Below are 25,477 nucleotides of genomic sequence, written 5' to 3'. Positions count from 1 at the left end.
GGCATCTGTATACAGATGCCTCTTTTTCTTGTAAGTAGAATCTAAATTATTTAGCAGCCTCAGACTCAGCCTCGGAAGAGGTTGCAGGAGCTTCAGACTCAGCCTCGGAAGACTCATCTTCAGCAGCCTCAGAAGACTCATCGTCAGCAGCCTCGGAAGACTCTTCATCGCTCGGTGCAGCCTCAGAAACACTGGACTCAGGAGCAGAAGACTCACTGCTGCTAGCGCCGCCGCCGCAAGCTGCCAGGGAAACTACCATTGCTGTGGCCATCAAAAATACTAGGATTTTTTTCATATTCAATCATTCTCTTTCTTTTTAGTTTATAGCCCTTAAAGAGCTTTCACTGGTGCAACTAAAGTAATATCTTCGTCACAACCAACAACAATAGTAACACGTATTTGTGAATATTTTATAAACAAAGTAAGAAAAAGTATAAAATTGTATGATTTGCGTAAAATTTATGCACCTGTTAATTAAAATAATATACTATAACACAAACAATAAAAGGCTTTATAAATGCAAAATCCACCTGCCAAAGCAGATGGATTTTTATTTTAGTGGGAGTTCGTAGTGTTTATGTAACTTATCATTTCAGTTCAATAGATCGAGTTGTTGGGTTTTCCGGCGAGCTTTTGGGTAAATTTATTTTGAGCACGCCGTTCGTATAGTCGGCAGTAATTTCATCGGCCTTAACACCTGGGACATGAAAGCTTCTGGTAAACGAGCCGTAGCGGTGCTCTCTGCGCACAAAGTCGCCTTTGCCGTCTTTTTCTTCGTTTTCCTCGTTGTGCTCGGCGTGAATCGTGAGCATATTACCGTTAAGGTCAATATGGATGTCTTCCTTTGCAAAGCTGGGAAGCTCCGCCTGCAATACGTATTTTCCCCCTTGATCCACGATATCAGTCTCAAGCTCACCCATAATGCCGATTAAATTGCGGAAGAAGCTTTTCTCAAAATTATCGAAGTAGTTGGACAGATTTCTCTGTCTGGGGTCAAAAGGCATCAGGTCAAACATAAAAAATCCCCCATTCAAATCTTATTTTTTTACCGGCTACCTAAAAAATCAAAATCTTGTGGTACAAGGCAATCGCCCTCTTTCTGCTGCGGCACGCTGCTTTTGTTTTTTATGGCTTTAGAATAGCTACGGTATGCTGCAAAATGCGGCACATAGTACGAATAGAATATAAACTCTGCTATCCGATACAGAAGAATACCAGACAGCATTTGCCTGTAAAAAAAGAGCCATTCGTAGAAACGAGTGGCTCTTTATAGCTTATGCAGTTTTTTTAAAATGGTGTATCGTTATGCGTTTTCGCGCTGTGAATAATGGTGTGCCTGCTCAAGCATCATATCCTTCACCTTCATCAGACGAATCTGGGTACTGCGCTCGTTTTCATCCAGCTTCATGGTAATGTACTTGATGTTTTCCCGCATTTCTGGAATCATAACATGCTCCAGCGCATTTACACGGCGGCGTGTTTTTTCAATCTCCGCAGCCATCAATTGGCAGGATTTTTCACACTCGGCGAGGCGCAGCATTTCGGGCAGAATGTCCGCAAGGCTTTTTACCGCACCGTCCAGATCACTGGAGGTAAACGCAAAACCGTAGGAGTAAATGTCGTTCGCGTCGGAGGTCCTGGTTTTGTAGTGGAATACAGGAATCTCAACACTCATGACATTGCGTGCCTCGGTTTCAAGAAAAACCTCCTGCTTTGGTGCCATCAATGCAACGTTTAGCACCTCATCAGGCATGCCCGCACGTGCAAGCACAAAGTTTTTGTTGGCAGAGGCGATTCCCTGCTCCACGCGTTCACGCAATGCTTTATTTTCGCGCACCAGGTCTAAAAACTGGCGCATTAGCTCATCGCGCTTATCTTTGAGCAATTTGTGTCCGCGTGTTGCGGTAACCAGCTTTTTCTTTAAGCGCGTAAGCTCCATACGCGTTGGGTTTACATGAGTTGCAGCCAAGAATGATCAACTCCTCTCTTTTTGATACTACTGAAGCGTTGCAGGCAATGCCTGCGTGGGATGGGCTCGTGCAACAAGAGCGCTAATCCCGGCTTACTTGCGGGGGTTCCCCGCGCCGTAGTATTCATCGAGGAATTCATCCTTGATACGCTTGAGCTCACTGCGGGGCAGAATGCTCAGTAGCTTCCAGCCCAATGCAAGGGTATCTTCAATGTCTCGGTTTGCGTGATAGCCCTGCGACACATACTCCTGCTCAAACGCGTCGGCAAACTGTGCATACAGCTTGTCAATGTCGGTGAGAGCCGCCTCGCCGAGGATAACCATCAGTTCTTTTGCCTCTTTACCGCGCGCATAAGCGGCAAACAGCTGGTTCATGGTGTTGGCATGGTCGGCTCTGGTTTTGCCGGCGCCAATGCCCTTATCCTTCAGACGGGAAAGCGAGGGCAGTACGTCGATGGGCGGTGTTACGCCCTTGCGGTAGAGCTCACGGCTCAGAATAATCTGCCCCTCGGTGATGTAACCCGTGAGGTCGGGGATAGGATGGGTTTTGTCGTCCTCGGGCATGGTAAGAATCGGGATCATCGTGATAGAACCGTTCTTACCCTTCTGACGGCCTGCTCTTTCGTACAGCGAGGCAAGGTCAGTGTACATGTAGCCGGGGTAACCGCGGCGGCCGGGAACCTCTTTGCGCGCAGCAGAAACCTCACGCAGGGCATCGGCGTAGTTGGTAATGTCAGTCAGAATAACGAGCACATGCATATCCTTCTCAAACGCGAGATACTCTGCAGCAGTAAGCGCCATACGCGGTGTTGCAATACGCTCAACCGCGGGGTCGTTCGCGAGATTGATGAACAGTACGGTACGGTCGATCGCGCCTGTTTCACGAAAGCTTTCGATAAAGAAGTTGGATTCTTCAAAGGTGATACCCATGGCGGCGAATACAACCGCGAATGGCTCACTGGTGCCGCGCACCTTCGCCTGACGTGCAATCTGTGCCGCGAGGTTTGCGTGGGGCAGACCGGATGCCGAGAAGATCGGCAGCTTCTGACCGCGAACCAGAGTGTTTAGGCCGTCGATTGCAGAAACACCTGTCTGGATAAACTCCTGCGGATAGTTGCGCGCAGCGGGGTTCATCGGCAGGCCGTTGATATCCATACGCTTCTCAGGCAGAATCTCGGGGCCGTTGTCGATAGGACGCCCCAGACCGTCAAATACACGGCTGAGCATATCCTCCGACACGCCAAGCTCCATGCTGCGCCCCAGAAAACGCACCTTGCTGTTGGAAAGGTTGATGCCGGTGGAGGATTCGAACAGCTGCACCATCGCATTGCTGCCATCAATCTCCAGCACCTTGCAGCGGCGTTTTTCGCCGCTTGCCAGCTCAATTTCACCTAGCTCGTTGTACGCAACGTCTTCTACGCCGCGCACAAGCATAAGAGGACCAGCAACCTCTTCTATGGTTCTATATTCCTTTGGCATATTAGAAGTCCTCCTTTTGCTGAGCAAGCTCGTCTATTTCGCCGGATAGTGTACTTAGAATATTTTCGTATTCGGTTCTCATTCTGTCTTCAGGGATGTATTTGAAACGGCCGATCTGCTCACGCACAGGCAGCTTCACCAGTGCATCCACCGAGATGCCCTTGTTCAGTGCATCCACCGAGGCGGTGTAGAAGTCCAGCACCAGCTGCATCATCAAATGCTGTTTTTGCAGCGGAGTGTAGGTGTCGGTCTCGTGGAACGCATCCTGATGCAGGAAGTCCTCACGAATCGAACGGGCAGCCTCCAGCTTCAGGCGGTCGGGTGCGGAAAGCGCATCCATACCAACCAGTTTTACAATCTCCTCCAGCTCCGATTCATCCTGCAACAGGCGCATCAGCTTGCCGCGCAGTTCCATCCAGTCGCTTTCAACATGCTCGTTAAACCATTTTTCCATGGTATCCACGTACAGCGAGTAGCTGGTGAGCCAGTTGACAGCGGGGAAGTGACGACGGTACGCAAGCGAGGAGTCGAGGCTCCAGAACACCTTGACAATACGCAGGGTTGCCTGTGCAACCGGCTCGGAGATATCACCACCGGGAGGCGAAACCGCGCCAATAACCGACAGTGCACCCTCTCTGCCATCTTTGCCTGTGGTGATAACACGCCCCGCACGCTCGTAGAACTGTGCCAGACGCGAACCGAGGTAAGCAGGGTAGCCCTCCTCACCGGGCATCTCTTCTAGACGACCGGACATCTCACGAAGAGCCTCGGCCCAGCGGGAGGTGGAGTCCGCCATCAGCGCGACGGAATAACCCATATCGCGGAAGTATTCCGCAATGGTAATACCGGTGTAGATCGAAGCCTCACGCGCCGCAACGGGCATATCCGAGGTGTTGGCGATGAGTACGGTGCGTTCCATCAGTGAAAAGCCTGTTTTCGGGTCTTTCAGCTCGGGGAACTCGTTGAGTACGTCGGTCATCTCGTTGCCACGCTCGCCGCAGCCGATGTAAACGACGATATCTGCCTCTGCCCATTTTGCAAGCTGATGTTGAACAACGGTTTTACCCGAGCCGAACGGGCCGGGTACCGCGGCAACGCCGCCCTTAGCAATCGGGAACAGGGTGTCGATAACACGCTGGCCGGTGACAAGAGGCATATCGGGGGAAAGCTTTTGTTTGTAGGGGCGACCCACACGAACGGGCCATTTTTGCATCAACGTGAGGGCATGCTCGGTTCCATCCGCCGCTTTTACCGTTGCAACGGTCTCGGTGACGGTGTAGTCACCCTCCGTGAGCGAGGTGAGCGTTCCCGCAATGCCGTTGGGAACCATGATTTTGTGCAGAACAATTTCGGTCTCCTGCACCGTGCCGATGATATCACCGCCCGAAACCTCATCGCCAATCTTGGCGGTAGGGGTAAAGTGCCACTTGATATCGCGCTTGATGGAGGGTACCTCAACACCGCGTTTCAGGCTGCTGCCCGAAAGCTTCATAATATCGTCCAAAGGACGCTGAATGCCGTCAAAAATGCTGCTGATAAGACCGGGACCCAGTTCAACACTCATGGGTACACCGGTGGATTCCACCGGCTCGCCGGGGCCAAGTCCCGAGGTTTCCTCGTAAACCTGTACCGATGCGTTGTCGCCGTGGATTTCGATGATCTCTCCGATCAATCGCTGGTTGCTGACACGAACAACGTCAAACATATTGGCGTCGCGCATGCCTTCCGCGATGACGAGCGGACCGGCAACCTTTTTAATGGTACCTTTGCTCATTTATTTTCACCCAATTTCTGTAGATTCTCTGCGGGTTGATCCCGCCGGCTGCTCATCAGCCGCCACCGAAAATAATATCGGAGCCAACTGCCTGCTCCACCGATTTCTTCACCATTTTAATGCCCATTCCTGTATTACCCGAAACACCGGGGATAGGAATGATGGCGGGCAAACGAGCCGCACGGTAGCGGTCAATCTCGTTTTCAAGCTGCGCCGCCAATGCCTCAGTGATGTAAACCACAGCATATTCACCGTCTGCAAGCTCACGAAGCTTTCTGCCGGCCTCCACCGTATCGGTGACAGGGTAGGTGTCAAGCCCTAAAGCCGCAAACCCGTAGATGCTGTCGCGGTCGCCAAGTACTGCAATCTTATACATACATCTCTCTGCACCTTTCTCGAATGGATTCCTCCGAAAGCCCGTTCAGCTTACCGGAAAGGATGATACGCACGGTTTTGATCTCGTTTTCTCGCGCCAAAATGTAGGCGGCGAAGGGGCCGATCGTAAACGGATTGTAAAGCTGTGGGCGTATTTTGCGAATGATGAGATTATCACACCAGCGCTCAAACGCGGAGGGGGAGGTTCTAAGCTCCGGCACGGCGTCTGCGTAAGAGCTGTTCTCAAGGTATTCGCAAATGGCATCAAAGCCGCTTACTGCTGCCTGTGCCAGCCGGTCAGCATCCAAAGAACCGCAAGGGGCAAGGGCGCGCTGCAAAACATCCAGCGTTTTGCCGGTTTTCTGGCAGCGAACCGCCGTTTTAATATTTGCAGCGGCAACGGTGAGCTCGGCATAAAGCTTCAGCAGCTCGTTTTCGGCTGCCAGGCCTGCCTTATAAATGGCGCTCAGTGCGGCTTTATCCACAATCATATCGCAAAGCTGACCGTCACGTGTGTGCAGCAAGGCTTCAAACGCCTCTTTGGCAGGTACACGCATATCCTCGGGCAGCAGGGCGTAGTTGTGCTCTTCAATCGCATTTAAAATGGTTTTGGGATCGACCGTGCCGTTTGTTATAAATATGTTCTTTAAATCGGTTCCGGTACAAACCTGCTTAATCGCCGCTTTGAGGTTGTGGTAATCGTTGGCATACAAAAATACATCGAATACCGACATATCCTCAACCAGTTCCGCAATCAGGCTCCAGGTCTGCTCGCGCTCGTTCTCAAGCAACTGCTCAGCGGTTAAGTTGCCATCGCCGCCCCAGCCTTTATCGGCAAGTAAGCGCAAGCACTCGTCGTAGCTTTTGCATGCAAGCAGCTGCTCTATAACAGAGGAACTGAGCAGCGAAAGCTCCTTGGCACGGATACGCGCAACCGCATAGGTGTATTGCTTTTCGGACATGGTTTCAATCCTCCTTTTTGCAGTGCGCTTTTATGAGAATAACAGCTGATGCACCTTGTCCTGTAAAGTATCGTGTGCAGAGCTGAACAATGCTTCAAACGAGCAATTCTCTTCCACACCACCGTAGGTCAGTACAAAGCCGCCGTCAATATTGCGGGTTTCACCCGAAACTTTAAGCGTAGCGCCTTTTGCCTTAACGGCATTGTTCAGGGTAGCTTCAAAGCCCTCGGGCAAGCGCTGTAGGTCAGCGGCAGAGAACAGAATTTCGCCCTCTTGCGGCAAAGCAAATTTCTGCGCCATTTTTAAAATGATGCTGAAATACTGTTCCTGCGGCAGTTCATAGAGCGACTGCCTTGCTTTTACAATGGTATCGTTAATTAACTGCTGCTTGGCAGTTAAAATCGTTTTACGCTTTTGTAGAGCTGCCGCCGAAGTGGCCCGTGCAAGAACATCCGCCACTGCATGCTCCGATTGCTGTGCAATGCTTTCGCAATCTGCCTTGCCCTTCGCAGCCCCTGCGCTTACGATATTTTCTGCCTCGCTTTTTGCCTTTGCAAGCACAGCGGCAGCAGCCTCGTCAGCCTCATGCTGAATCTGACTGAGAATTTTATCCAAGCCTGTCATAGATAGCTCTCCTAACTTCGACTAAATGTTCAGACCAGCGACTCCAAAAATGGAAAGGATGGAGATGAGCAATGCGAGAATTGCATAGGTTTCAACCATTGCAGGGAAAATCATAGCCTTACCGAACTGCTCGGGTCTTTTGGATACTAAGCCGATCGAAGCAACGGATGCTCTTGCCTGACGGATTGCAGACCACAGGCCAACAAAGCCCATGGGCAAGCAAGCTGCAAAGTACAACAAACCTTTGACCAAAGAGATATCAGCGCTGCCGCCCATGATACCAATTTGGGTTAAGGTGATGAATGCAATCAAAAGGCCGTAGATGCCCTGTGTACCGGGAAGAAGCTGAAGAATCAGCACCTTGCTGAATTTAGCGGGATCTTCTGTTACGACACCGGCAGCAGCCTCACCTGCAATACCAACACCAATGGCCGAACCAATACCTGCCAACAATGCAGCCAGCGCTGCGCCCAATAATGCAAATGCAATTCCCATAGAACTCCACATAATCAAATGTCCTCCTTGATTTTATAATATTTCGTATTTTCGGTGAAGGGAGAGAATTTCCTGCCTCCGCCCTCGTAGAACTTACCAAAGAACTCGACGAACTGCAAACGGTTGGTGTGTACGTACGCACCAAGAAGGTTAATGCCGATGTTCAGCCCGTGTCCGATTAGGAACACCAAAGTAAATAAAATCGCCCCTATGAATCCGCCGCCAAACATGCTGCCCATTTTATTAAACACCGTTGCAATTACGCCGGTGGCAAGGCCCAATGCCAGCAGACGGGAGTAGGAAAGAATATCGCTGAGATAACCGGTTACGTTATACAATCCGTACAGGCCCTTGAGCAGGCGCTTAAACAGATTGCGAGATTCGCGCCCCGAGGTGGCAACAATGCCGATTGCGCCGATAATGGCAGAAACGGTTGCGATTGTGCCTGCAATCGGAGGAAGGATAAAGCTTAGTCCCAGCATTTCGGTGAACATCGGCATAGTAAGTAGATAAACGATACCGCCGCCCACCAGCATGTACCAGAACACAACATCATACAAAGCGTCTTTGTACTGTTTATTTTTAATACATTGATAAAGCTTTAAGCCAAGGCCGGTGAACAGATGCAAAATACCGAGAAAGAACGAGAACACGAGCATGCGCATCGGTTCTTTTACAGGCTCGAACCAAATCGGCCTTAAAGCCCAATCTTTGTGGAAAAATGTTTGCGATATTACGGCAACCGCATCACCGAAAAAGCTACCGAACAGAAAGCCCCAAAACGTGGTAGAGATACCGCAGAGCAAGAACATCTGCAGTGCCTTGCGCATGCCGGGTTCCATGCTCTTAAACTTCCACAGGCAGAAACCGCAGCCAATCACCATAATTAAACCGTAAGCCGCGTCGGACAACATCAGCCCGAACAACACATAGTAAAAGCAAGCCATTACAGAGGTAGGATCCAGCTCGCCTTTTCCGGGCAGACTGTAGCTTTCCACAACCGATTCAACAGGAGCGGCCAGCACGCCATTTTTCAGCACCACCGGAACGTCCTCGTCGTCCGACGGGGTATCGAACTCAATGGCAAGGTCAAACTTATTGCTCAAATCTGCTTCCAATGCAGCGGCGTCACGCTCAGTAATGTAGCCGTCAAGTATAAAGACGCGTCGCGACTGGGCCAGTTTACCGATGACATCATATTTTTCAGCACGCATGGTATAATAGTCAATCATAAACTTTAAAGCGTTGCGTGTACCGGCATAGGTTTTTATCTCCGCCTCGGCAACTTCGGTTGATGCCTGCAGCAGTGAAATTTCGTTTTCCAGTTCCGCTTTCCGTTTGGTGGGTGTCACGGAAGAATGCACGGGCGGGCGGGCAAAGCCCATGATACGAAGTGCCTCTTCAACCTTGTCGGCCTCACTGCGTGAACAAAGAACAAAAATACAGGTCTGTTCTTTTGAACGGCTGATGATATCGACATTGACGGTCTCCGCCGACGGTGCAAGCTCTGCGAGTTGCTTATAAATCTCCTGTTGCGTGGTTTCACCGGCAAATGCGCCGATAAACGCCGCTGCTTTTTTAGTACCCTTAAAGCCCAGTGGAATGTCTAAAGTAAGCCAGGGGGTAAGTGCCTCAATTTGTGTTTGCAGTTTTGGGATATTTGCGTTGTTTTCTGCAATCTGCTTGGCAAGCGCGGTAAGCCGGTAGGCTACCCGCATCAGCTCGTCGCGTTCTGCACTAAAGGTTTCGTAATGCTCAAGCGGCAAAGTTTTTCTGCCTTCCAGCATTGCGAGCATTGCTTTTTTTTCGGGTATATGGGTTTCCAATACCTCTAAAGCCTGCTGCGAAATGACAATATTTTTTTCAAACACTGTTTTTGCAGCGGACATATCGGTTTTTTGAAAAACGCTATCGTCCTGCTGGGTGTCGCTGAGCTCTACAACGCCGCGCCGCTGCAGAGTTTCAAGAATCTGTTTGCGGTTTTTTTTCAGCGCGCAGATGCGAACGCGTTTCATAGGTAGCACAGCCATAGAACAGATGCCTCCTTTCTGTGAATGTGGGACAGACTATATCAGCTCCGTCAAGATTAGCTGAATCGCTTGCGATTCCTTTGCCGCTGTGGCATCTCGAAGAAGGCTGAGCTCCTGCTCCACCTGATGGAGGGCATCCGTCATCATGCTTTCACCTTGTTTTTGCGCAGCTGCAAGTGCGTTTGCGGCCTTTTCCCTTGCGTCTTTCGTAAGCTGTGCAACGGTTTCTGCTGCCTCTGCTTTTGCCTGTGTAATAATACGCTCTGCTTCACCGGCTGCACTTTTTTCAGTTTGTTCTGCAGCAAGCTCAGCCTGACGAATTGCCTCTATCGTTTCCTGTGCCAATCATATCACCACCAATTCTGTTTTATAATGTAAATTATTGAGATAAAAATTACTTTAATTGTAATACATTACCGTAGAATAAGCAATCAATTTTACTATAAAGATAAAAAAAAATTCTTATAATTTGTGAAAGAAATGCCAATATTTAATAAGTTTTTTTAATAATTAGCCAGAATATAATAAATTTATATTACAAATGTAGCAATTTTTACAACACTTTTTCCATCGGGCTGTTAAGCAGATACAAAAAATATATCGGCCTGACTTTAAAAAAGAGTATAAAATTTCAGAAATAGATTCTACCAAAAATCAGATCGATATTGCTTGTTTTACAATTAAATGGTATGATTTTTGTATCAGAATAATGGAAAGGGTGACATAATTGAATGAGCTAAATCCACTTTTGCTCGCATTAATGGGAACCGGCTTTACCTTTTTTGCAACGGCACTGGGTGCAGCAGTGGTTTTCTTTTTTCGAGGTGAAATAAACCCAGGTATACAGCGGGTGTTTCTGGGGTTTGCCGCAGGGGTTATGATTGCGGCGTCGGTTTGGTCGCTGCTGATTCCTGCAATTGAAATGCAAGAGGAGATGGGCGGCATAGGGTGGATACCGGCTGCCGGAGGCTTTGCGCTGGGCGCTGCATTTTTGTTGCTGCTCGACCGTTTATTGCCGCACCTTCATCCAGGCAGCGATAAGCCAGAGGGTATCAGCTCGTCGCTTAAACGCACTACGATGCTAGTTTTTGCCGTGACCTTACACAATATTCCAGAGGGCATGGCGGTGGGGCTTTCTTTTGCGCTTGCGGCGCGCAGCGGCGGGTCAATTACACTTGCAGCGGCAATGGCACTCGCATTGGGTATTGGCTTGCAGAACTTTCCCGAGGGTGCGGCAATTTCTCTGCCACTAAAAAAAGAAGGGCTTTCGAACACCCGCTCGTTTATTTACGGTGCGCTTTCCGGCGTTGTAGAACCTATTGCGGGGGTTATAGCTGTGCTTATGGTGGGCTCGGTAACACCAATCATGCCGTGGCTGCTTTCTTTTGCGGCCGGTGCGATGATTTATGTTGTGGTGGAGGAGCTGATTCCCGAGGCGAACCTCGGCGAGCATTCGCACTCCGGCACCATTGGTGTGCTGGCAGGCTTTCTTGTTATGATGATCTTGGATGTTGCTCTTGGTTAGGGCTTTGTAAAATCTCCTAGAAAAGCCGGTGTAAATGTAATATTTACGTAGCTTTATCGAATATCCCCTGTATCTATGCGGATGCAGGGGATATTTTTGTAACTTCAGCAAAAACAAACCACCGGCTACATCAGTGAGAATAGAAATCCTTAGATACAAAAAACCTCCTTTTGATAAAATAGTGACAGGTTGCCAACCGCACTAAGCAAAAGGAGGTTTTGCCATGACTGACAAAAAAAGTTTATCATTCAAAACGGGGAAGCCAATATCATATTGTATTTGCGCCAAACATTGCTCAAAGAATACATGGAGCCATTTACGGGTAGCAAGAATACCAAGGCGAAAAACAGGCCGCTTTAACGGCGGCCTGTGAATGAAATGCGGTTGGCGTTATTTTCAGTACGTCTTAAAACGCTGCCAGCAATATGTCCTTCTAGGGTTTGTGCAAGCCACCGTATGTAGCCAAGATGGATAAAATCAGATTTTCCCAACCAAGCGATAATAGATAATAAATGTCTATCCGCTGTTCTTTCTTCTTACCCTCTTTGACCATCTGGTACACAACCACCTTATCAATCAGTTCGTGCAATATGTCACGGTCTAACTCGGTGATATTGGTGTACCGCTCAACGAGAGAAAGAAACGCACAGGTTGTGGAGGTCTGCTGCTCTAGGTCTTGCAGCTGTAACTTTAAGCCCTGTACCTTGTCGGTTATCTCCGCTTTTTCGGTACTGAACTTCTCTACCAGTGAACGGTAAACATCATCGGGCATCAAACCCTCAAAATGTTCCTCAAATGCCTTTTGCAAGAATGGTGCAAGCTGATTGAAACGCTTCTCAGCCTGTGCCAGTTCTTCGCGGAGGGCATTTGCCTTTTCCTGCTGCTTCTTTGTGGCGATACCCGACAAGCGCTCAATGTGAGCGTTTTTGTCCATCTGTGCAGCCTGCGACAGCATCCGAATGTCAGCCAGTACAACCTTGCAGAGAGTGTCCATTCTAATACGGTGGTTGGTGCAAGTCTCTTTTCCTAACCGCTTGTATTGAGAGCAACAAAAGGCGTTCATATTGTCTTTTGCCATTGGAGCGCCGCAGTCCGAACAACGAAGCAGCCCTGAAAAGATATGGGGCTGTCCTGTATTGGTAGGCTTGCTGTGCGCAGCCAATGAAGCGTGTGCCGTGTCCCATAACGCTTGGGGTATAATCGGCTCATGGGCGCTTTCAGTGGTTATCCAGTTAGCAGGGTCAACACGAACTATCTTCTCCGACTTGTAATTCAGTTTCTTTTGTCGACCATAGACGAGACGTCCCAGATAGATAGGGTTATGTACTATCTGCCTCACTTGGCTAAAATACCAGTTGTACGCACCGTATTGAGAAACATTGTCCCAATTCTTTACCGCCGCAGGGGTCAGCACTTTTTCCTGCGAAAGAGTTCGTGCTATGAGAGAATACCCATAGCCCCCGGCTGCAAGTTCAAAAATATGGCGTACAATCGGGGCGGTGCCTTCGTGCGGAATCAGCTTGTGCTTATCTTGGGGCTGCTTGCGGTAGCCATACGGACAAGTGCCAAGGTATTCTCCATTTTGCGCACGTGCTCTCAGGGCGTTGCGTGTCTTTTTGCTGATGTCTCGGGGATAGAAGTTATTAAAGAGATTCCGTAAAGGGGTAAGGTCATTACCATCCTCATTATCACTATCGTAATTGTCACCCAAGGCAATTAGTCGAACATTATTTTCTGGAAAAACAACCTCTTGATAGCGCCCACTCTCAATATAGTCACGACCAAGGCGGGATAAGTCTTTCACCAATACACAGTTAATCTCTCCCGCATAAATACGTTCCATCATCGTCATGAATTGAGGGCGTTTAAAGGTTGTACCTATAATGCCATCGTCAATAAAGCTGTCAACGATATGAAAACCGTTGTTTTTAGCATACTGTTCCAGAAGCATCCGCTGTGATTTTATAGAGTCGCTGTTTGCCTTGTCCAGATTGATATTCCGGGATTTATCATCTTTTGAAAGCCGCATATAAAGTGCAGCCTTTATGTTATGTTGCATGTCAAACTCCTTTCTTATCAGCAACATAACGACTTAGATATTAAGTATAGTATAGCAATATACTCACTGCACATCAAGCCGTTATGAGCACCGCTCAATCTTTCTGCTGATAAAGTTTTCTAGCGCCTGACTAATGCTTTTTGAGCCTGTAAAGTGGCGGTGAACGGTGAACGCAGTGCTATCCACTTCAACAACTGTTGCAGCATTTAAAACACTATATTTTTCATCGGTAACGTGTAGGGTATCATTGTGCATGATACTCCCTCCTTGTCGGTTTGTTACCGAACGATAAAAACAACTGTCACCAGATAACCCAGGCGTGTTGTTTCTAAAATTAGCATGTTGACATGAAAATAGACACCCAAGGGGTAAAACGACTAGAGTTGCAACCAAACACATACATAAACAAAATACTCGCAATTCAGTGTGCGCAGTGGTTAGAGAAAGGCGCAACAATTGATTTGCGTATGTTTTTTCCAGATGACGAAACATTCCTGTCAAAACGCATTGTCAGTCATGAGAAGATGTATTATCCGTATGGAGATGCTGATTGCGGGTTATACCTCATAGAATCAATGTCAATAACAGATGGTGATACGGAGTTATATCCTGTGCGCACAGTTCGTTTATATCATGTAGTAGATGCTATTAAAGACGTGGCAAGCAACCGGATTTACTATTTACGATAATACCACATGCATCGGGTGCCATAGCTGTGCAATGGCCTGCCCATTTGGTGCACCCTCCTTTTCTAAAAAGGGGAAAATGCAAAAATGTGATGGCTGCCGTATACGCATAGGGAATGGATTGGAGCCAGCCTGTGTACGCACCTGCCCTACTCACGCTCTTACCTGCACAAATGAACAGGAATATCATCAAATGCATCGTAAACGATCTCTAAATCATATATCGAATAAGCTTCTCTAAAGCTTTGTATCTTCTGGTAAGATATCCTGTCCATAGCGATAAGCGTTTTGCCCACTGGCCGTGCCAGTGGTTTCTAAGTAAAAGAAAAATCCCGTGTAAAACACAAGGTTTACACGGGATTTTTTACATTAGCATCGGACAATATCGTTGCAGATGATAAGGCAGGCGTCGCTTCCGTCAACCCATTTAATTTTAGAAGCGGTGCACTCAGACCACATCTGAGAGTCGTTGCAGAATTCTACCGTACAGCTAGTTTGGGTTTCATCCAAACTGCCAACAGGGCAATGAGAACAGGGTGAGCCACTTAAAGAACCAAAGCAAGTTTTACCGATTGCTAGCTCGGGATGCCGCTCACGCGCAAGATAGTTCGCGTACATTACCTGGTAATCATCTTTGCGCACCACATAAGCACGTGCTTTCATATGCTCTAAGATAGACTCGGCGGCAGAAGTGCTCTGTTGCCGCTCGTAGTGAGAATGGTCACTGAGCAGGAATACCCCCAAAATTTTAGAAATGAGTGTAACTGCTTCTATTTCGGCCATGTTCCAGACGCGCTCTGCAGAACCTTCGCTGAAGCCTACGAACCCTTTGATGTACCCATTTTGAACAATGGCACATTGCAGTACAGAGCATATTTGCTTCTCACTAAATGAGTCTGCAAGCTCAGTTGGCAGAGAGGAGATATTATTGCAGCAGAAAATACCGTTGCTGTCAAACAAATCGAGATACTGAACGGGACGTGTGCTGAGATAAGCGAAAGGCTTGTCGGCAAATGGCGGGTCGATGTCGGCGCACCACTCGAACGTGTTCTCCCAGCGCAATCTACCGTTTTCCATACGGCTTTCGAATATGTAAACATGCGGCACGCTGTAATAGCGCCCGGTAATACCGAGGATATGCCGGATTGCGGGGCGTATTTCTTTCATATCATACAGTATTTCAAATATGCAGCGGGCAAGGTCACGCCTCAGCGACTGTTCGGCGCAGAGAAGATTTTTCTCAGAGTGAGGAACAAGGTCTGAGTTGTAAAGCTGGTAGCAATCCTTTCCATGCCCCTTTGAAAAGTATAGTGCGGCATCCGCTTTCTGAAAAAGCTCCCCAAACTGGTGACCATGATCGGGGTAAATTGCAACACCGATGCTGCCTGAAATCGTAATTTCATCTTGTTGGTCAGTTAAAATTTTACGAAAAATATGAACGAGATGCTTCGCTTTTTGCTCCACCAAATCAATAGAAGGAATGTTTTTAAGAAGCACCATAAATTCATCGCCGCCAACACGTCCCACAACATCGGTAGGGCGAAATTGCTTTGCAATGCAGGAGGAGATACTGCTGAGTACACTGTCTCCCTGTAAATGCCCGAGGCGGTCGTTGATGGATTTAAAGTTATCTACATCAATCACAAATAGGGCGTGGCGCCCGTCCTTGCCCTCATCGCTTAAATAGTCTTCGATCAACGATTGTGCGGTAACCTTATTGTATGCGCCGGTAAGCAAATCGCGCTGTGCTTTTGCCTCGAGCAGCAGGCGCTCTTTTTTTTGCTTATCAATATCGGACAGGATGCACATTATCTTCTGGGGTGCTCCATCTTCATTATAAAGGATAGAACTGCGCAATTTGCACCAGATATACTCGCCCGACGCCTTTTTGAGACGAAGGTCGCCGTCACTCGGTGCAGTTCCACTGAGGATAGTTTGCAGTCTCTGCTGAAAAAGAGGCTTATCCGCTTCATGAATCAGGTCGTGCTCCAGTAGAGAAGACAAAAAGCAATTGCAGGGAAGATCGTAACCAAATTTCGATTTAAAGTTTGATGAGCACAGCAGGGTGTCGTTTTCAATGGTCCATTCAATCAGAACGTCACCCTCCTGTTCCATTAGCCTGCGGTAATGCTCGTAGCGAATGGCTTGCTGAAGCTGCGCATTTTTGCGCTCGGTAACATCAAAAAGCATGCAAAAATAAAAGCAGCTGCCGCTTTCATCGGTATATAAATTTCCTTTTTCCAGTACCCAAACGGTGTTGCCGTTTTTACAAATCAAACGGTATTCTAGTTCAATGGCATCTCCCGTGCTGCGCTGCTTTGTATATTCGTTGAGCATACGTTCCAGGTCCATGGGGTAAACCAGCAGAATAAAACGGTTTTGAAACCGGTCGCGAAGCTCGTCGCCTGTAAAGCCGGTAAGGCGCAAAAGACCCAGGCTTGCATAATTAATTGTAAACCAACGATCATCTTTGCAGCTCATAATAGCACCCATGATGTTATTGGCAATGCTCTCAAGTAGCGTTATATCTTCTGTTTCAGTAACGGTGCGGCTGATCTCGTCCACGGTATCTGCTCCTTTGATTGATTAGTTGACAAGGTTTCCGAAAAACTCACTTGCGTTATCATCCCGATAAGATGGGGATAAACCAAACAGATATGATACTTCAAGTTGATGGTAAACTAAAATAAAAGGTTAAAAGCTAGTGCAAGGGTGGTTTTGCAGACGCAGTAAAACTGCTGCAGGAAAAAGTCGTTGCAATCACGTATATAATAACGAAAGAACGTAGAAAATATCACGATAAAGCTTGTTACCGTTGCTATGCGAAGTGTAAAATCTCCTTGCTTGTATGCTAAGGTACCTCATTTATATTTATGTTCTATTATAGCCTAAAAACTTGTTGCAACATGTCGAAAAAGTTGCTTATATTTATGATACCTCAAATGCAGCCTGCATTTCAATCAAATTTAAGAATATTTTTCCAATTAAACCAAATAAATGTCAAAAACATGTGAATACATGAAATTTTATTTGTACTGACAATAAAAATGTGATAAAATTTAGACTAAAATAAGGAAACCAACTTTGTAATAGATAGGAGACTTTACAATGACCGGCAACACTGACTCTGCCGAAATCTTATGCATAGGTACCGAGATTCTGCTTGGGAATATTGTCAATACAAATTCCTCTGTTATTTCGCGCGGGCTTGCCGATATCGGCATTAATATGTTCCATCATACCGTAGTGGGCGACAACCCACAAAGGCTGAAGGATGCGCTTGATATCGCATTTTCGCGCAATAACATTGTTGTTACAACAGGTGGGCTGGGTCCCACCTACGATGATCTATCCAAAGAGACTATTGCTGAGTACTTCGACGTAAAGCTTAAGCTGCACGAGCCGTCGGCACAAAGCATCCAGAGTTTTTTCACGAAATGGAATCGTCAGATGACCGAGAACAATCTGAAGCAGGCGATGATGCCCGAGGGCTGTATCGTATTGGAAAACCACAATGGAACGGCACCCGGCGCAATTCTTGAAAAAGACGGTAAAATTGCCGTCATGCTGCCGGGCCCACCGCGCGAAATGACCCCCATGTTCGAGCAACAGGTGTTGCCTTACCTAAAAAAAAGGTCGCAGCAGGTGTTTCGCTCGCATTGCGTTTATTTCTTCGGCATCGGTGAAAGCGCACTTGAAGCTGAGTTGCGCAGCGACATGGAACAGATGCAGAACCCCACCATTGCACCTTATGCAAAAGAGGGTGAGGTAATGCTGCGCGTTACCGCATCTGCCCACACTGCCGACGAAGCGGAAGCGCTGCTGAAGCCTGCGGTGGAAATGCTGCAAAAGCGTTTTCCGCAGTATATTTATGGAATTGATGTAGATAACCTGCAAACTGCCGTTGTAAACGCGCTTGCCGAGAAAAAGCTTAAGGTTGCTACGGCAGAAAGCTGTACGGGGGGATACCTTTCCAAGCGAATTACCGAGGTTGCGGGCAGCAGTGCTGTGTTTGACTGCGGTGTTACCAGCTACGCTAACGAGATAAAAGAAAGCCTGTTGGGTGTGAAAAACGAGACGCTTACGCAGTTTGGTGCGGTTTCGGCACAGACAGCGCAGGAGATGGCGAATGGTGTGCGCCATATATCGGGTGCTGACATTGGTGTTTCTACCACAGGCATTGCAGGGCCGGACGGCGGTACAGACGAAAAACCGGTGGGGCTTGTTTATGTCGGCATCTCCAGCGATTGGCACAACGAAGTTTTGGAGCTGCAGCTGTCGCGTGGTTATGCCAGCGAGCGGGAGTTTATCCGTTACCTTGCAAGCTCACATGCCCTGAGCGCAGTGTTAAAGGCGATTAAAGAGTATCAATAAAAATAAAAGGCTCTCCGAATTTTCGGAGAGCCTTCTTTTATTTCAACAGGGTGAATAAGTGATTCGAGTTTTACTAAGCCTTATCGGTTGTATCTTCACTTTCCTCGCTTGGTACGAACTGGCTGTTGTATAGCGTAGCATAGAAGCCGCCGTTTTGCAGCAGCTTGTCGTGTGTGCCCTGCTCAACAATATGTCCGTCGCGCATGACGAGAATACAATCTGCTTCGCGGATGGTGGATAGCCTGTGTGCTACAATAAAGCTGGTGCGCCCCTCCATCATGTCGGTAAACGCCTTTTGAATACGCACCTCGGTGCGGGTATCAATCGAGCTGGTAGCCTCATCAAGAATCAGCATTGGGGGCTTGGTGAGCATAATGCGTGCAATACACAGCAACTGCTTTTGCCCTTGCGAGAGGTTGCCGCCGCCTTCGGAGATCATGGTATCGTACCCCTGCGGCAGCCGCTTGATAAAGCCGTGCGCATGTGCCGACTTTGCTGCAGCAATCACCTCGTCCAGCATTGCATCGGGCTTGCCGTAGGCAATGTTATCACGGATTGTACCCGAGAACATCCAGGTTTCCTGCAGCACCATGCCATACATAGCACGCAGGCTGCCCCGTGTAATTGCCCGCGTTTCTACACCATCTACCTTGATGCTGCCGCTGTTTATGTCATAAAAGCGCATCAGCAAATTGATAATGGTGGTTTTGCCGCAGCCCGTCGGCCCTACTATTGCGATGCGCTGACCCGATTTTGCATCAAGGCTCAGGTGCTCGATGAGCTTCCGGTCAGGCGAATAAGAGAATGAAACATCATCGAGGTGTACGTTGCCGTCGCAGTGAGTCATTACCAGCGCATCCGGAGCATCCGGGGTTTCGACGGGTTCATCCAACATGGCAAACACGCGGCGGGCGCTTGCGGTTGCGGTTTGCAGCTCGGTAACAACGCCCGAAATTTCATTGAACGGTTTGGTGTACTGGTTGGCGTAGGTGAGAAAACACGAAAGCTGCCCCACCGAAAGCCTGCCGCCAATAGCCGCCAGTGCACCCGAAAGGCCGACTGCCGCATAGACCAGCCCGTTTACAAAACGGGTGCTGGGGTTGGTGGTGGAAGAATAAAACTGTGCGTTCACGCCGGTTGCGTATAGCCGTGCATTGATTTCCTCAAAGCTTTCTTGCGAGCGCTGCTCGTAGCCAAAGGCTTTTACTACCTTTTGGTTACCGATCATCTCTTCAATATATCCGCCCAGCTCGCCGCGGATCATGGACTGTTTGCGAAACTCGTCAAAAGTGTGTTTGGCGATGAACGATGCCACAAACAGCGAAACTGGGGTGAGCAGTACTACAACCAACGTAATTTTTACGTTGATGGAAAGCATAAAGCCAAGGGTGCCTACAATGGTGACAATGCCGGTGAACAACTGTGAAAAGCCCTGTATTAAACCGTCGGAGATTTGGTCGATGTCGTTCACCATCCGGCTAATGAGGTCGCCATGCGCGTTGCGGTCGATATAGCTCAGGGGTACCTGCTCCAGCTTGGCAAATACTGCTTTGCGCAGGTCTTTCACTGTGGAATAGGTAATAACATTGGTGCAGAGCGTCATCAGCCACTGAAACAGCGCGCTCACCAATACAACAACAGCAAAAATTACTAAGATGCGCAGAATGCCTGCGAAATCCACCATACCGGCATCTACAATCTTGTCGATTGCCCCGCCGATAAGCACCGGTGCGTATAGGGTGAGCGAGACGCTGATAACAGCGCTGATAAGCGCAGCGGCAAGATATTTGGTATAGGGCTTTGTAAACTGCAAAATCCGTACGATTGCATTTTGTTTCATGTGCGCTCCGCCTCCTCGCTGCTTAATTGCGAGAGACAAATCTCGCGGTATACCGCACAGCTTTCAAATAAATCGCGATGAGTGCCGATGCCCGCCACCTCACCGTCATCCAGCACAATAATGCGGTCGGCACCTTTGACGGTGTTCGCCCGCTGCGACACCATCAGTACGGTCATGTTCTGTGTATCGCGCGTCAGCGCCTTACGCAAAGCAGCATCGGTTGCAAAATCCAGTGCGCTGGCACTGTCGTCAAGAATTAATATTTTAGGCTCACCCACCAGTGCACGGGCAATGGTAAGGCGCTGCTTTTGCCCACCTGAAAAGTTTTTGCCGCCCTGCAAAACAGGGGTATCACAGCCCTCGGGCAGTTTATCGACAAATTCTTTTGCCTGGGCGATGGAAAGTGCACGGTCAATCTGCTCATCAGTGGCGTTTTCACAGCCCCAGCGCAAATTGGAGCGGATACTGCCGGAAAACAGCACCGCACGCTGCGGTACAATGCCAATTTGCCCGTGCAGCTGTGCAAACGGATATTCTTTTACGTTGACACCATCTACCAAAACCTCGCCCTTGTCCACATCGTAAAAACGAGGGATGAGGTTGACCAGTGTGGTTTTTCCCGAGCCGGTACCGCCGATGATGCCGATGGTTTCGCCTGCTTTGATGGACAGATTTACATTGCTGAGCACATGCTCCTCACTGCCGCTATATGAGAACGAGACATTGCGCAGCTCAATTTTGGGTGCACCCGGAGTAGGCACCTGCTCGGCATTACCTGCATCGGTGACGCTGACCGAGGTTTCAAAAATTTCGTTGATGCGCACCGCCGAAGCAGAAGCCTTTGTAAAAATCACCACCAGATTCGCTACAACAATCAGCGCGAGCAAAATTTGTGTCATGTAGTTCCATAGGGCAATTACCTGCCCTTGGGTCAGCGTGCCCGAGTTGACGCGCATACCGCCAAACCAAAGAATAGCGAGAATGGCGAGGTTTGCCACAATGGAGGTTACAGGATTCAGCAGAGCAGAAAGCTTTGAGACGGTTACAGAGGAATGCCGAAGCTCTTCACTGGTTTGCTCAAAGCGCCGCTCCTCAGTCTCTTGCTTTGAAAATGCGCGGATTACACGCACACCCTCCAAGTTTTCTCGTGTAATGAGCGAAACATGGTCAAGCAGCTTTTGAATTTTGCCGTAAAACGGTACCGAATGGCTCATTACCAAATAAAGTGCAAGCGCAATAAGCACCGCCGCCGCAAGAAAAATTACCGACATTTTAAGGTCGAGCGCCATTGCCATTACCGTAGCACCAATGGCGAGGAACGGTGCGCGAAACACCAGACGGATGAGCATTGCAACCGCAAGCTGCATCTGGTTTACGTCGTTGTTTAGGCGTGTGATCATCGACGGTGTGCCAATTTTATCAATCTCGGCATACGAAAGCGAATTGATGTGCCGAAACAGCTCGTTGCGCACTACCGTGCCAAAGCCCTGCGACGCGCGCGAGGCAAAGAACTGGCAGGTGAGTGAGCATGCAAGCCCAACAACGCCCAGCAGTACCATAATCCACACCATGTTCCAAACATAGGCGGTGTCGCCGTTTTTAATGCCCACGTCGATCATACTCGCTACAACCAGAGGCACAATCAGCTCAAAAATCGCCTCGGTCATTTTAAACATCGGGCCTAAAATAACCTGTTTGCGGAACCCCTTTAAAAAACGCGTTAATTTTATCATCCTGTCTATCATCCTCTTAAATCATGGTGTATTGCATGCTATAGTCTGTTATAATGCGTGATGAACAATTTAGAAATGCTTCGGCTAAACAGCGCTTAGCGCTAAACTCACGTGTTGCATGGCATATACTCTGTTTTAGTAACTTACCGGTCGTACCAAGCACAAACAATCGCATTTGCGGCTAATGATATAGATACCATTATAGCACATTATGGAAGCGATGGCTTATGGCATCTGTTCATAAAAATGCACGAAGAACAGATGCAGTAGTGAAAAAAATATGATATAATAAAACAAATACTCAGCCTTTGCCATTTGGCAAATAGGTTTTATCATATTGGAAACGGTTGTTGCGTGTCTTAGCACGCAAGCTTGCAAAGAAGGCAAGTGCAAAACTGCGTTTTGAGACCGATTACGGGGTAACCGCCAAAACGGATAATTTTTTATAGGATAGGGGAATTGACATGGGATTATTCAGCAGCAATTACGACAGACCCGGACCGGGCATTGATAAAGATGCACCACCCAAAAAGGGTCTGGTGCTGTTTTTCGACATCTACTTTCGCGCATTTTGGGAGCTGATCAAGCTGAACTTTATCTTTATACTATTTTGCATCCCCATTGTTACCATTGGCCCAGCCTGCGCGGCTATGAGCAAGGTAACCATGCTGATGGTGCGTGAACGTCCTTTTTTTGTATTCAGCGATTTTTTCGAGGCATTCAAAAAAGAATTTAAACAGTCGTTTGCAACAGGCCTGCTGATTGGCCTACTCAGTGTGATGCTGCTGGTAGGGATGCGATTTTACCTTCAGGCTGCGGCGCAGAACCCGTTGATGTATGTATTGTGGTTTTTGTTTATAGTGATGGCGTTTATGCTTGGCATGGCTTGCATTTACGTTTACCCGCTGATAGTAACCGTAAGCCTGCCGCTAAAGTCAATTTTTAAAAACGCGCTTTTGCTTAGTATTATTTGTTTAAAGCACAGCCTGCCTGCGCTCATTGCAATTCTCGTCATCGGTGGCGGTGGGTTGCTTTACTTCCCGCTTACAATTCCGCTGTTTCTGGTGTTTTTGCTCTCGCTCATTTCGTTTATCTGCAGCTTTGCCGCGTGGCCGGGTATGAAAAAATATGTGGCTGGCGGGCAAGCCGAGGAACAGCAAGATTAGGATACCTCTTGAAATTTATACAAAATTAGGGTATAATAGAATAAATTGATATAATTAGGAGGTATCTTTTATGTTAAATAAGCAGGTTGCAGCCCTATTAAACGAGCAGATCAACAAAGAGCTTTATTCCGCTTACCTCTATCTTGATATGTCGAATTACTATGCCGATGAAAGCCTAAACGGCTTTGAGAATTGGTTTTATATCCAGACGCAGGAGGAACGCGACCACGCTATGTTGTTCCGCACCTATCTGCTGAACAACAGCGAAAAAGTAACCCTGTTGCCGATTGCACAACCCGATATTACGTTTACCGATTTTAAGGCACCGCTTACCGCCGCCCTGGAGCATGAGCAATTTGTGACAGCTTCCATTAACAACATTTATGCTGCGGCATATGAAGCAAAAGATTTTCGCACCATGCAGTTTTTAGATTGGTTTGTAAAAGAGCAGGGTGAGGAGGAGAAAAATACCGAGGATTTGGTAAAACGCTTTGAGCTGTTCGGCAATGACCCAAAAGGGCTTTATATGCTGGATACCGAACTTGGTGCAAGAGTATACGCCGCCCCCTCGCTTGTGCTGTAATAATTTAAAACAAAACGGACCTGTAAATATTTGCAGGTCCGTTTTTATTTTGCCAAAACCTTAGGCAAGCATTAAAAACGGTGCTGTTGGCGGCGCTCATCAATTCAAAATATAGGTATGCAGCACCATAATGCATAAAGCGATTCGGTTGCATGGTATTTTAATGTGACGGAATAAGAATGCTTGAAAGATGGAAAAGTTTGTGATAATATTGAAAGCTCTTAAGCAGCACCTCTTTTAATGTAAAATTAATTTAAAAGCCGTTGCCGCGCGAAACGGTATCTGTTAAGCCTGTAGGTTTATTTTTGGTTCATACGGTAAACACTATAGCAGATATCGGAACAATTTCTGCGAGGTGACAAGGATGAAAAAAACAAAAGTAGGCTTTTGGGGTTTCGTTTTTCCGGTGCTGTTTGCCTTTATTGCGGTGCAGCTCATCCCCACAATCGTCGGTTTGGGCTACTCCTTTACCGATTGGAACGGCATTAGCTCAAAGCTTAATTTTATCGGCTTAGAAAACTACACCAAGGTCTTTACAGGCGACCCTGAATTTGTAAGCGCATTTCTGTTTACGGTGAAGTTTGCCATTGTATCTGTCATTGCGGTAAATGTGGTCGGCTTTGCGCTGGCACTCATTGTAACGCAAGGCTTTAAAGGCTCGAACCTGTTACGCGCAATATTCTTTATGCCCAACCTCATCGGTGGTATACTACTTGGTTTTACATGGCAGTTTATCTTCACCAAGGTATTTCAAAGCATTGGCAGCTTGCTGAACGTCAGCTTTTTAGATGGCTGGCTTTCCACCCCCGAGACGGGTTTTTGGGGTTTGGTGATCGTTACCACGTGGCAGCTTTCAGGCTATATGATGATTATTTACATCGCATCCATCCAGAATATTCCAGATTCCATCAAGGAAGCCGCGCAGATAGACGGCGCAGGCGCGTGGAAGCGCCTTACCCAAATTACCATTCCGCTGATTGCACCCGCGTTTACCATTGGCTTATTCCTATCCTTATCAAACTCGTTTAAGCTGTTTGATCAAAACCTATCGCTGACGGGCGGTAACCCTTATAAATCCACTCAGATGATTTCGCTGAACATTTATAACACGGCGTTTTCTTACAACGACCTTGGCCTTGCACAGGCAAAAGCAGTGGTTTTCCTCATTGTGGTTGCTGCAATCAGCCTCACACAGCTTTACTTCAGTAAAAAGAGGGAGGTTGAAATGTAATGAAGCAGCAGAAATTTGCGCGAAGCATGACTGCCCTTGTTGGTTTTATCCTGGGTATCCTCTTTCTGTTTCCGCTGTATGTGCTGGCGGTCAACTCGTTTAAAACCCAAAAAGGTATCTTTAAAAATGTGCTTGCACTGCCCAGTGGGGATTATCTTTCTTTAAAAAACTACCCCGAAGCATTTGAAAAGCTCGACTTTATACAGTCGCTGAGCAACTCGCTGCTTATTTCCATTACGTCCACCGTGCTGATTGTGCTGCTCACTGCAATGGCGGCATGGGTACTGGTGCGCTACAAAATCAAAATAAGCACCGTTATTTTTATGACGTTTGCGACGGCTATGCTCATCCCATTCCAGTGCGTTATGCTTCCGCTTGTGCGCCTGATGAGCACCCCTGTTTATATCGCAGCAATCATTATCATTGCAGAGCTGTATCTGTCGTTTATTCTATCGCTCGCGGTAAAGACGATGCTGGAAGACAGATTTGGCAGAAGCAAGGCAAAACAGATTGCTTTTATCCTATTTGGTATAATTGCCGCTGTACTCATTGCGGTGTCGTTTTCAGTAATA

General features: G+C 47.8%; 22 protein-coding genes and 1 pseudogene. 7 read left to right on the top strand and 16 right to left on the bottom strand.

Annotated elements, in window-relative coordinates; genetic code table 11:
- Positions 1 to 46 precede the first annotated feature (46 nt).
- From RTV33_RS13385 to RTV33_RS13335, 11 genes are all read right to left on the bottom strand, one after another.
- Entirely contained in the window at positions 47 to 295 is a 249-nt protein-coding gene (locus RTV33_RS13385; RefSeq protein ID WP_312645066.1) for a hypothetical protein, read from the bottom strand.
- Between the two features lie 292 nt (positions 296 to 587).
- Positions 588 to 1,016, bottom strand: a complete 429-nt coding sequence (locus RTV33_RS13380) for an Hsp20/alpha crystallin family protein (protein ID WP_312645064.1) — start codon at positions 1,014 to 1,016, stop codon at positions 588 to 590.
- A 287-nt stretch (positions 1,017 to 1,303) separates the two neighbouring features.
- The gene (locus RTV33_RS13375) at positions 1,304 to 1,969 is read right to left on the bottom strand and encodes a V-type ATP synthase subunit D (RefSeq protein ID WP_312645062.1); all 666 of its coding nucleotides are present in this window, start codon (positions 1,967 to 1,969) and stop codon (positions 1,304 to 1,306) included.
- A gap of 93 nt (positions 1,970 to 2,062) precedes the next feature.
- Positions 2,063 to 3,448 (bottom strand): V-type ATP synthase subunit B, encoded by a 1,386-nt coding sequence (locus RTV33_RS13370; RefSeq protein ID WP_312645060.1) that lies wholly within the window; start codon positions 3,446 to 3,448, stop codon positions 2,063 to 2,065.
- A 1-nt stretch (position 3,449) separates the two neighbouring features.
- On the bottom strand, positions 3,450 to 5,222 hold the full coding sequence (locus RTV33_RS13365) for a V-type ATP synthase subunit A (RefSeq protein WP_312645058.1): 1,773 nt from the start codon (positions 5,220 to 5,222) through the stop codon (positions 3,450 to 3,452).
- A 55-nt stretch (positions 5,223 to 5,277) separates the two neighbouring features.
- Positions 5,278 to 5,598, bottom strand: coding sequence for a V-type ATP synthase subunit F (locus tag RTV33_RS13360; protein WP_312645056.1), 321 nt, complete (start codon positions 5,596 to 5,598; stop codon positions 5,278 to 5,280).
- On the bottom strand, positions 5,591 to 6,559 hold the full coding sequence (locus tag RTV33_RS13355; protein WP_312645054.1) for a V-type ATPase subunit: 969 nt from the start codon (positions 6,557 to 6,559) through the stop codon (positions 5,591 to 5,593). Before RTV33_RS13355 ends, RTV33_RS13360 begins: the two co-directional genes overlap by 8 nt.
- A gap of 30 nt (positions 6,560 to 6,589) precedes the next feature.
- On the bottom strand, positions 6,590 to 7,183 hold the full coding sequence (locus tag RTV33_RS13350; protein ID WP_312645052.1) for a V-type ATP synthase subunit E: 594 nt from the start codon (positions 7,181 to 7,183) through the stop codon (positions 6,590 to 6,592).
- A 21-nt stretch (positions 7,184 to 7,204) separates the two neighbouring features.
- On the bottom strand, positions 7,205 to 7,690 hold the full coding sequence (locus tag RTV33_RS13345) for a V-type ATP synthase subunit K (RefSeq protein WP_312645050.1): 486 nt from the start codon (positions 7,688 to 7,690) through the stop codon (positions 7,205 to 7,207).
- Between the two features lie 2 nt (positions 7,691 to 7,692).
- Positions 7,693 to 9,708 carry a V-type ATP synthase subunit I gene (locus RTV33_RS13340; RefSeq protein ID WP_312645048.1) on the bottom strand — a complete coding sequence of 672 codons (2,016 nt, stop codon included), beginning with the start codon at positions 9,706 to 9,708 and terminating at the stop codon, positions 7,693 to 7,695.
- A 36-nt stretch (positions 9,709 to 9,744) separates the two neighbouring features.
- Positions 9,745 to 10,053 (bottom strand): hypothetical protein, encoded by a 309-nt coding sequence (locus RTV33_RS13335; RefSeq protein WP_312645046.1) that lies wholly within the window; start codon positions 10,051 to 10,053, stop codon positions 9,745 to 9,747.
- Between the two features lie 415 nt (positions 10,054 to 10,468).
- Here RTV33_RS13335 and RTV33_RS13330 point away from each other — a divergent pair, with 415 nt between their 5' ends.
- The gene (locus tag RTV33_RS13330; RefSeq protein ID WP_396327515.1) at positions 10,469 to 11,233 is read left to right on the top strand and encodes a ZIP family metal transporter; all 765 of its coding nucleotides are present in this window, start codon (positions 10,469 to 10,471) and stop codon (positions 11,231 to 11,233) included.
- A 433-nt stretch (positions 11,234 to 11,666) separates the two neighbouring features.
- On the opposite strand, the gene RTV33_RS13325 is transcribed toward RTV33_RS13330, so the two are convergent.
- Entirely contained in the window at positions 11,667 to 13,292 is a 1,626-nt protein-coding gene (locus tag RTV33_RS13325; RefSeq protein WP_312645042.1) for a recombinase family protein, read from the bottom strand.
- An 81-nt stretch (positions 13,293 to 13,373) separates the two neighbouring features.
- Positions 13,374 to 13,547: a hypothetical protein gene (locus tag RTV33_RS13320; RefSeq protein ID WP_312645040.1), complete on the bottom strand. Its 174-nt coding sequence runs from the start codon at positions 13,545 to 13,547 to the stop codon at positions 13,374 to 13,376.
- Between the two features lie 387 nt (positions 13,548 to 13,934).
- Here RTV33_RS13320 and RTV33_RS13315 point away from each other — a divergent pair, with 387 nt between their 5' ends.
- Positions 13,935 to 14,219 (top strand): 4Fe-4S dicluster domain-containing protein, encoded by a 285-nt coding sequence (locus RTV33_RS13315; RefSeq protein ID WP_312645038.1) that lies wholly within the window; start codon positions 13,935 to 13,937, stop codon positions 14,217 to 14,219.
- A 128-nt stretch (positions 14,220 to 14,347) separates the two neighbouring features.
- Here the strand turns inward: RTV33_RS13315 and RTV33_RS13310 are convergent, their stop codons facing one another.
- Entirely contained in the window at positions 14,348 to 16,543 is a 2,196-nt protein-coding gene (locus RTV33_RS13310; protein ID WP_312645036.1) for a diguanylate cyclase domain-containing protein, read from the bottom strand.
- A gap of 543 nt (positions 16,544 to 17,086) precedes the next feature.
- On the opposite strand from RTV33_RS13310, the gene RTV33_RS13305 reads away from it, so the two are divergent.
- Positions 17,087 to 18,352: a competence/damage-inducible protein A gene (locus RTV33_RS13305; RefSeq protein ID WP_312645034.1), complete on the top strand. Its 1,266-nt coding sequence runs from the start codon at positions 17,087 to 17,089 to the stop codon at positions 18,350 to 18,352.
- Between the two features lie 73 nt (positions 18,353 to 18,425).
- Here RTV33_RS13305 and RTV33_RS13300 read toward each other — a convergent pair whose 3' ends face one another.
- Both RTV33_RS13300 and RTV33_RS13295 read right to left on the bottom strand, forming a co-directional pair.
- Positions 18,426 to 20,192, bottom strand: a complete 1,767-nt coding sequence (locus RTV33_RS13300; RefSeq protein WP_312645032.1) for an ABC transporter ATP-binding protein — start codon at positions 20,190 to 20,192, stop codon at positions 18,426 to 18,428.
- Positions 20,189 to 21,925: an ABC transporter ATP-binding protein gene (locus RTV33_RS13295; protein WP_312645030.1), complete on the bottom strand. Its 1,737-nt coding sequence runs from the start codon at positions 21,923 to 21,925 to the stop codon at positions 20,189 to 20,191. The genes RTV33_RS13300 and RTV33_RS13295 overlap by 4 nt, the downstream gene beginning before the upstream one ends.
- Before the next feature lie 464 nt (positions 21,926 to 22,389).
- Here RTV33_RS13295 and RTV33_RS13290 point away from each other — a divergent pair, with 464 nt between their 5' ends.
- The 4 genes and pseudogenes from RTV33_RS13290 to RTV33_RS13275 all read left to right on the top strand — a co-directional run.
- Positions 22,390 to 23,091, top strand: a complete 702-nt coding sequence (locus RTV33_RS13290) for a DUF624 domain-containing protein (RefSeq protein ID WP_312645028.1) — start codon at positions 22,390 to 22,392, stop codon at positions 23,089 to 23,091.
- 70 nt (positions 23,092 to 23,161) lie between these two features.
- The gene (locus tag RTV33_RS13285; RefSeq protein ID WP_312645026.1) at positions 23,162 to 23,674 is read left to right on the top strand and encodes a ferritin; all 513 of its coding nucleotides are present in this window, start codon (positions 23,162 to 23,164) and stop codon (positions 23,672 to 23,674) included.
- Positions 23,675 to 24,038: 364 nt separating this feature from the next.
- Entirely contained in the window at positions 24,039 to 24,905 is an 867-nt protein-coding gene (locus tag RTV33_RS13280; RefSeq protein WP_312645024.1) for a sugar ABC transporter permease, read from the top strand.
- Positions 24,905 to 25,477: pseudogene (locus tag RTV33_RS13275) on the top strand (hypothetical protein); the annotation flags it as partial. The gene RTV33_RS13280 and the pseudogene RTV33_RS13275, both read left to right, overlap by 1 nt.

The sequence above is a fragment of the Hydrogenoanaerobacterium sp. genome (genome assembly GCF_032017025.1).
In the GTDB taxonomy this organism is placed as follows: Bacteria; Bacillota; Clostridia; order Oscillospirales; family Ruminococcaceae; genus Hydrogenoanaerobacterium.
The sequence above is the reverse complement of the archived record's forward strand: the minus strand, read 5'-3'. Positions and strand labels throughout refer to the sequence as shown.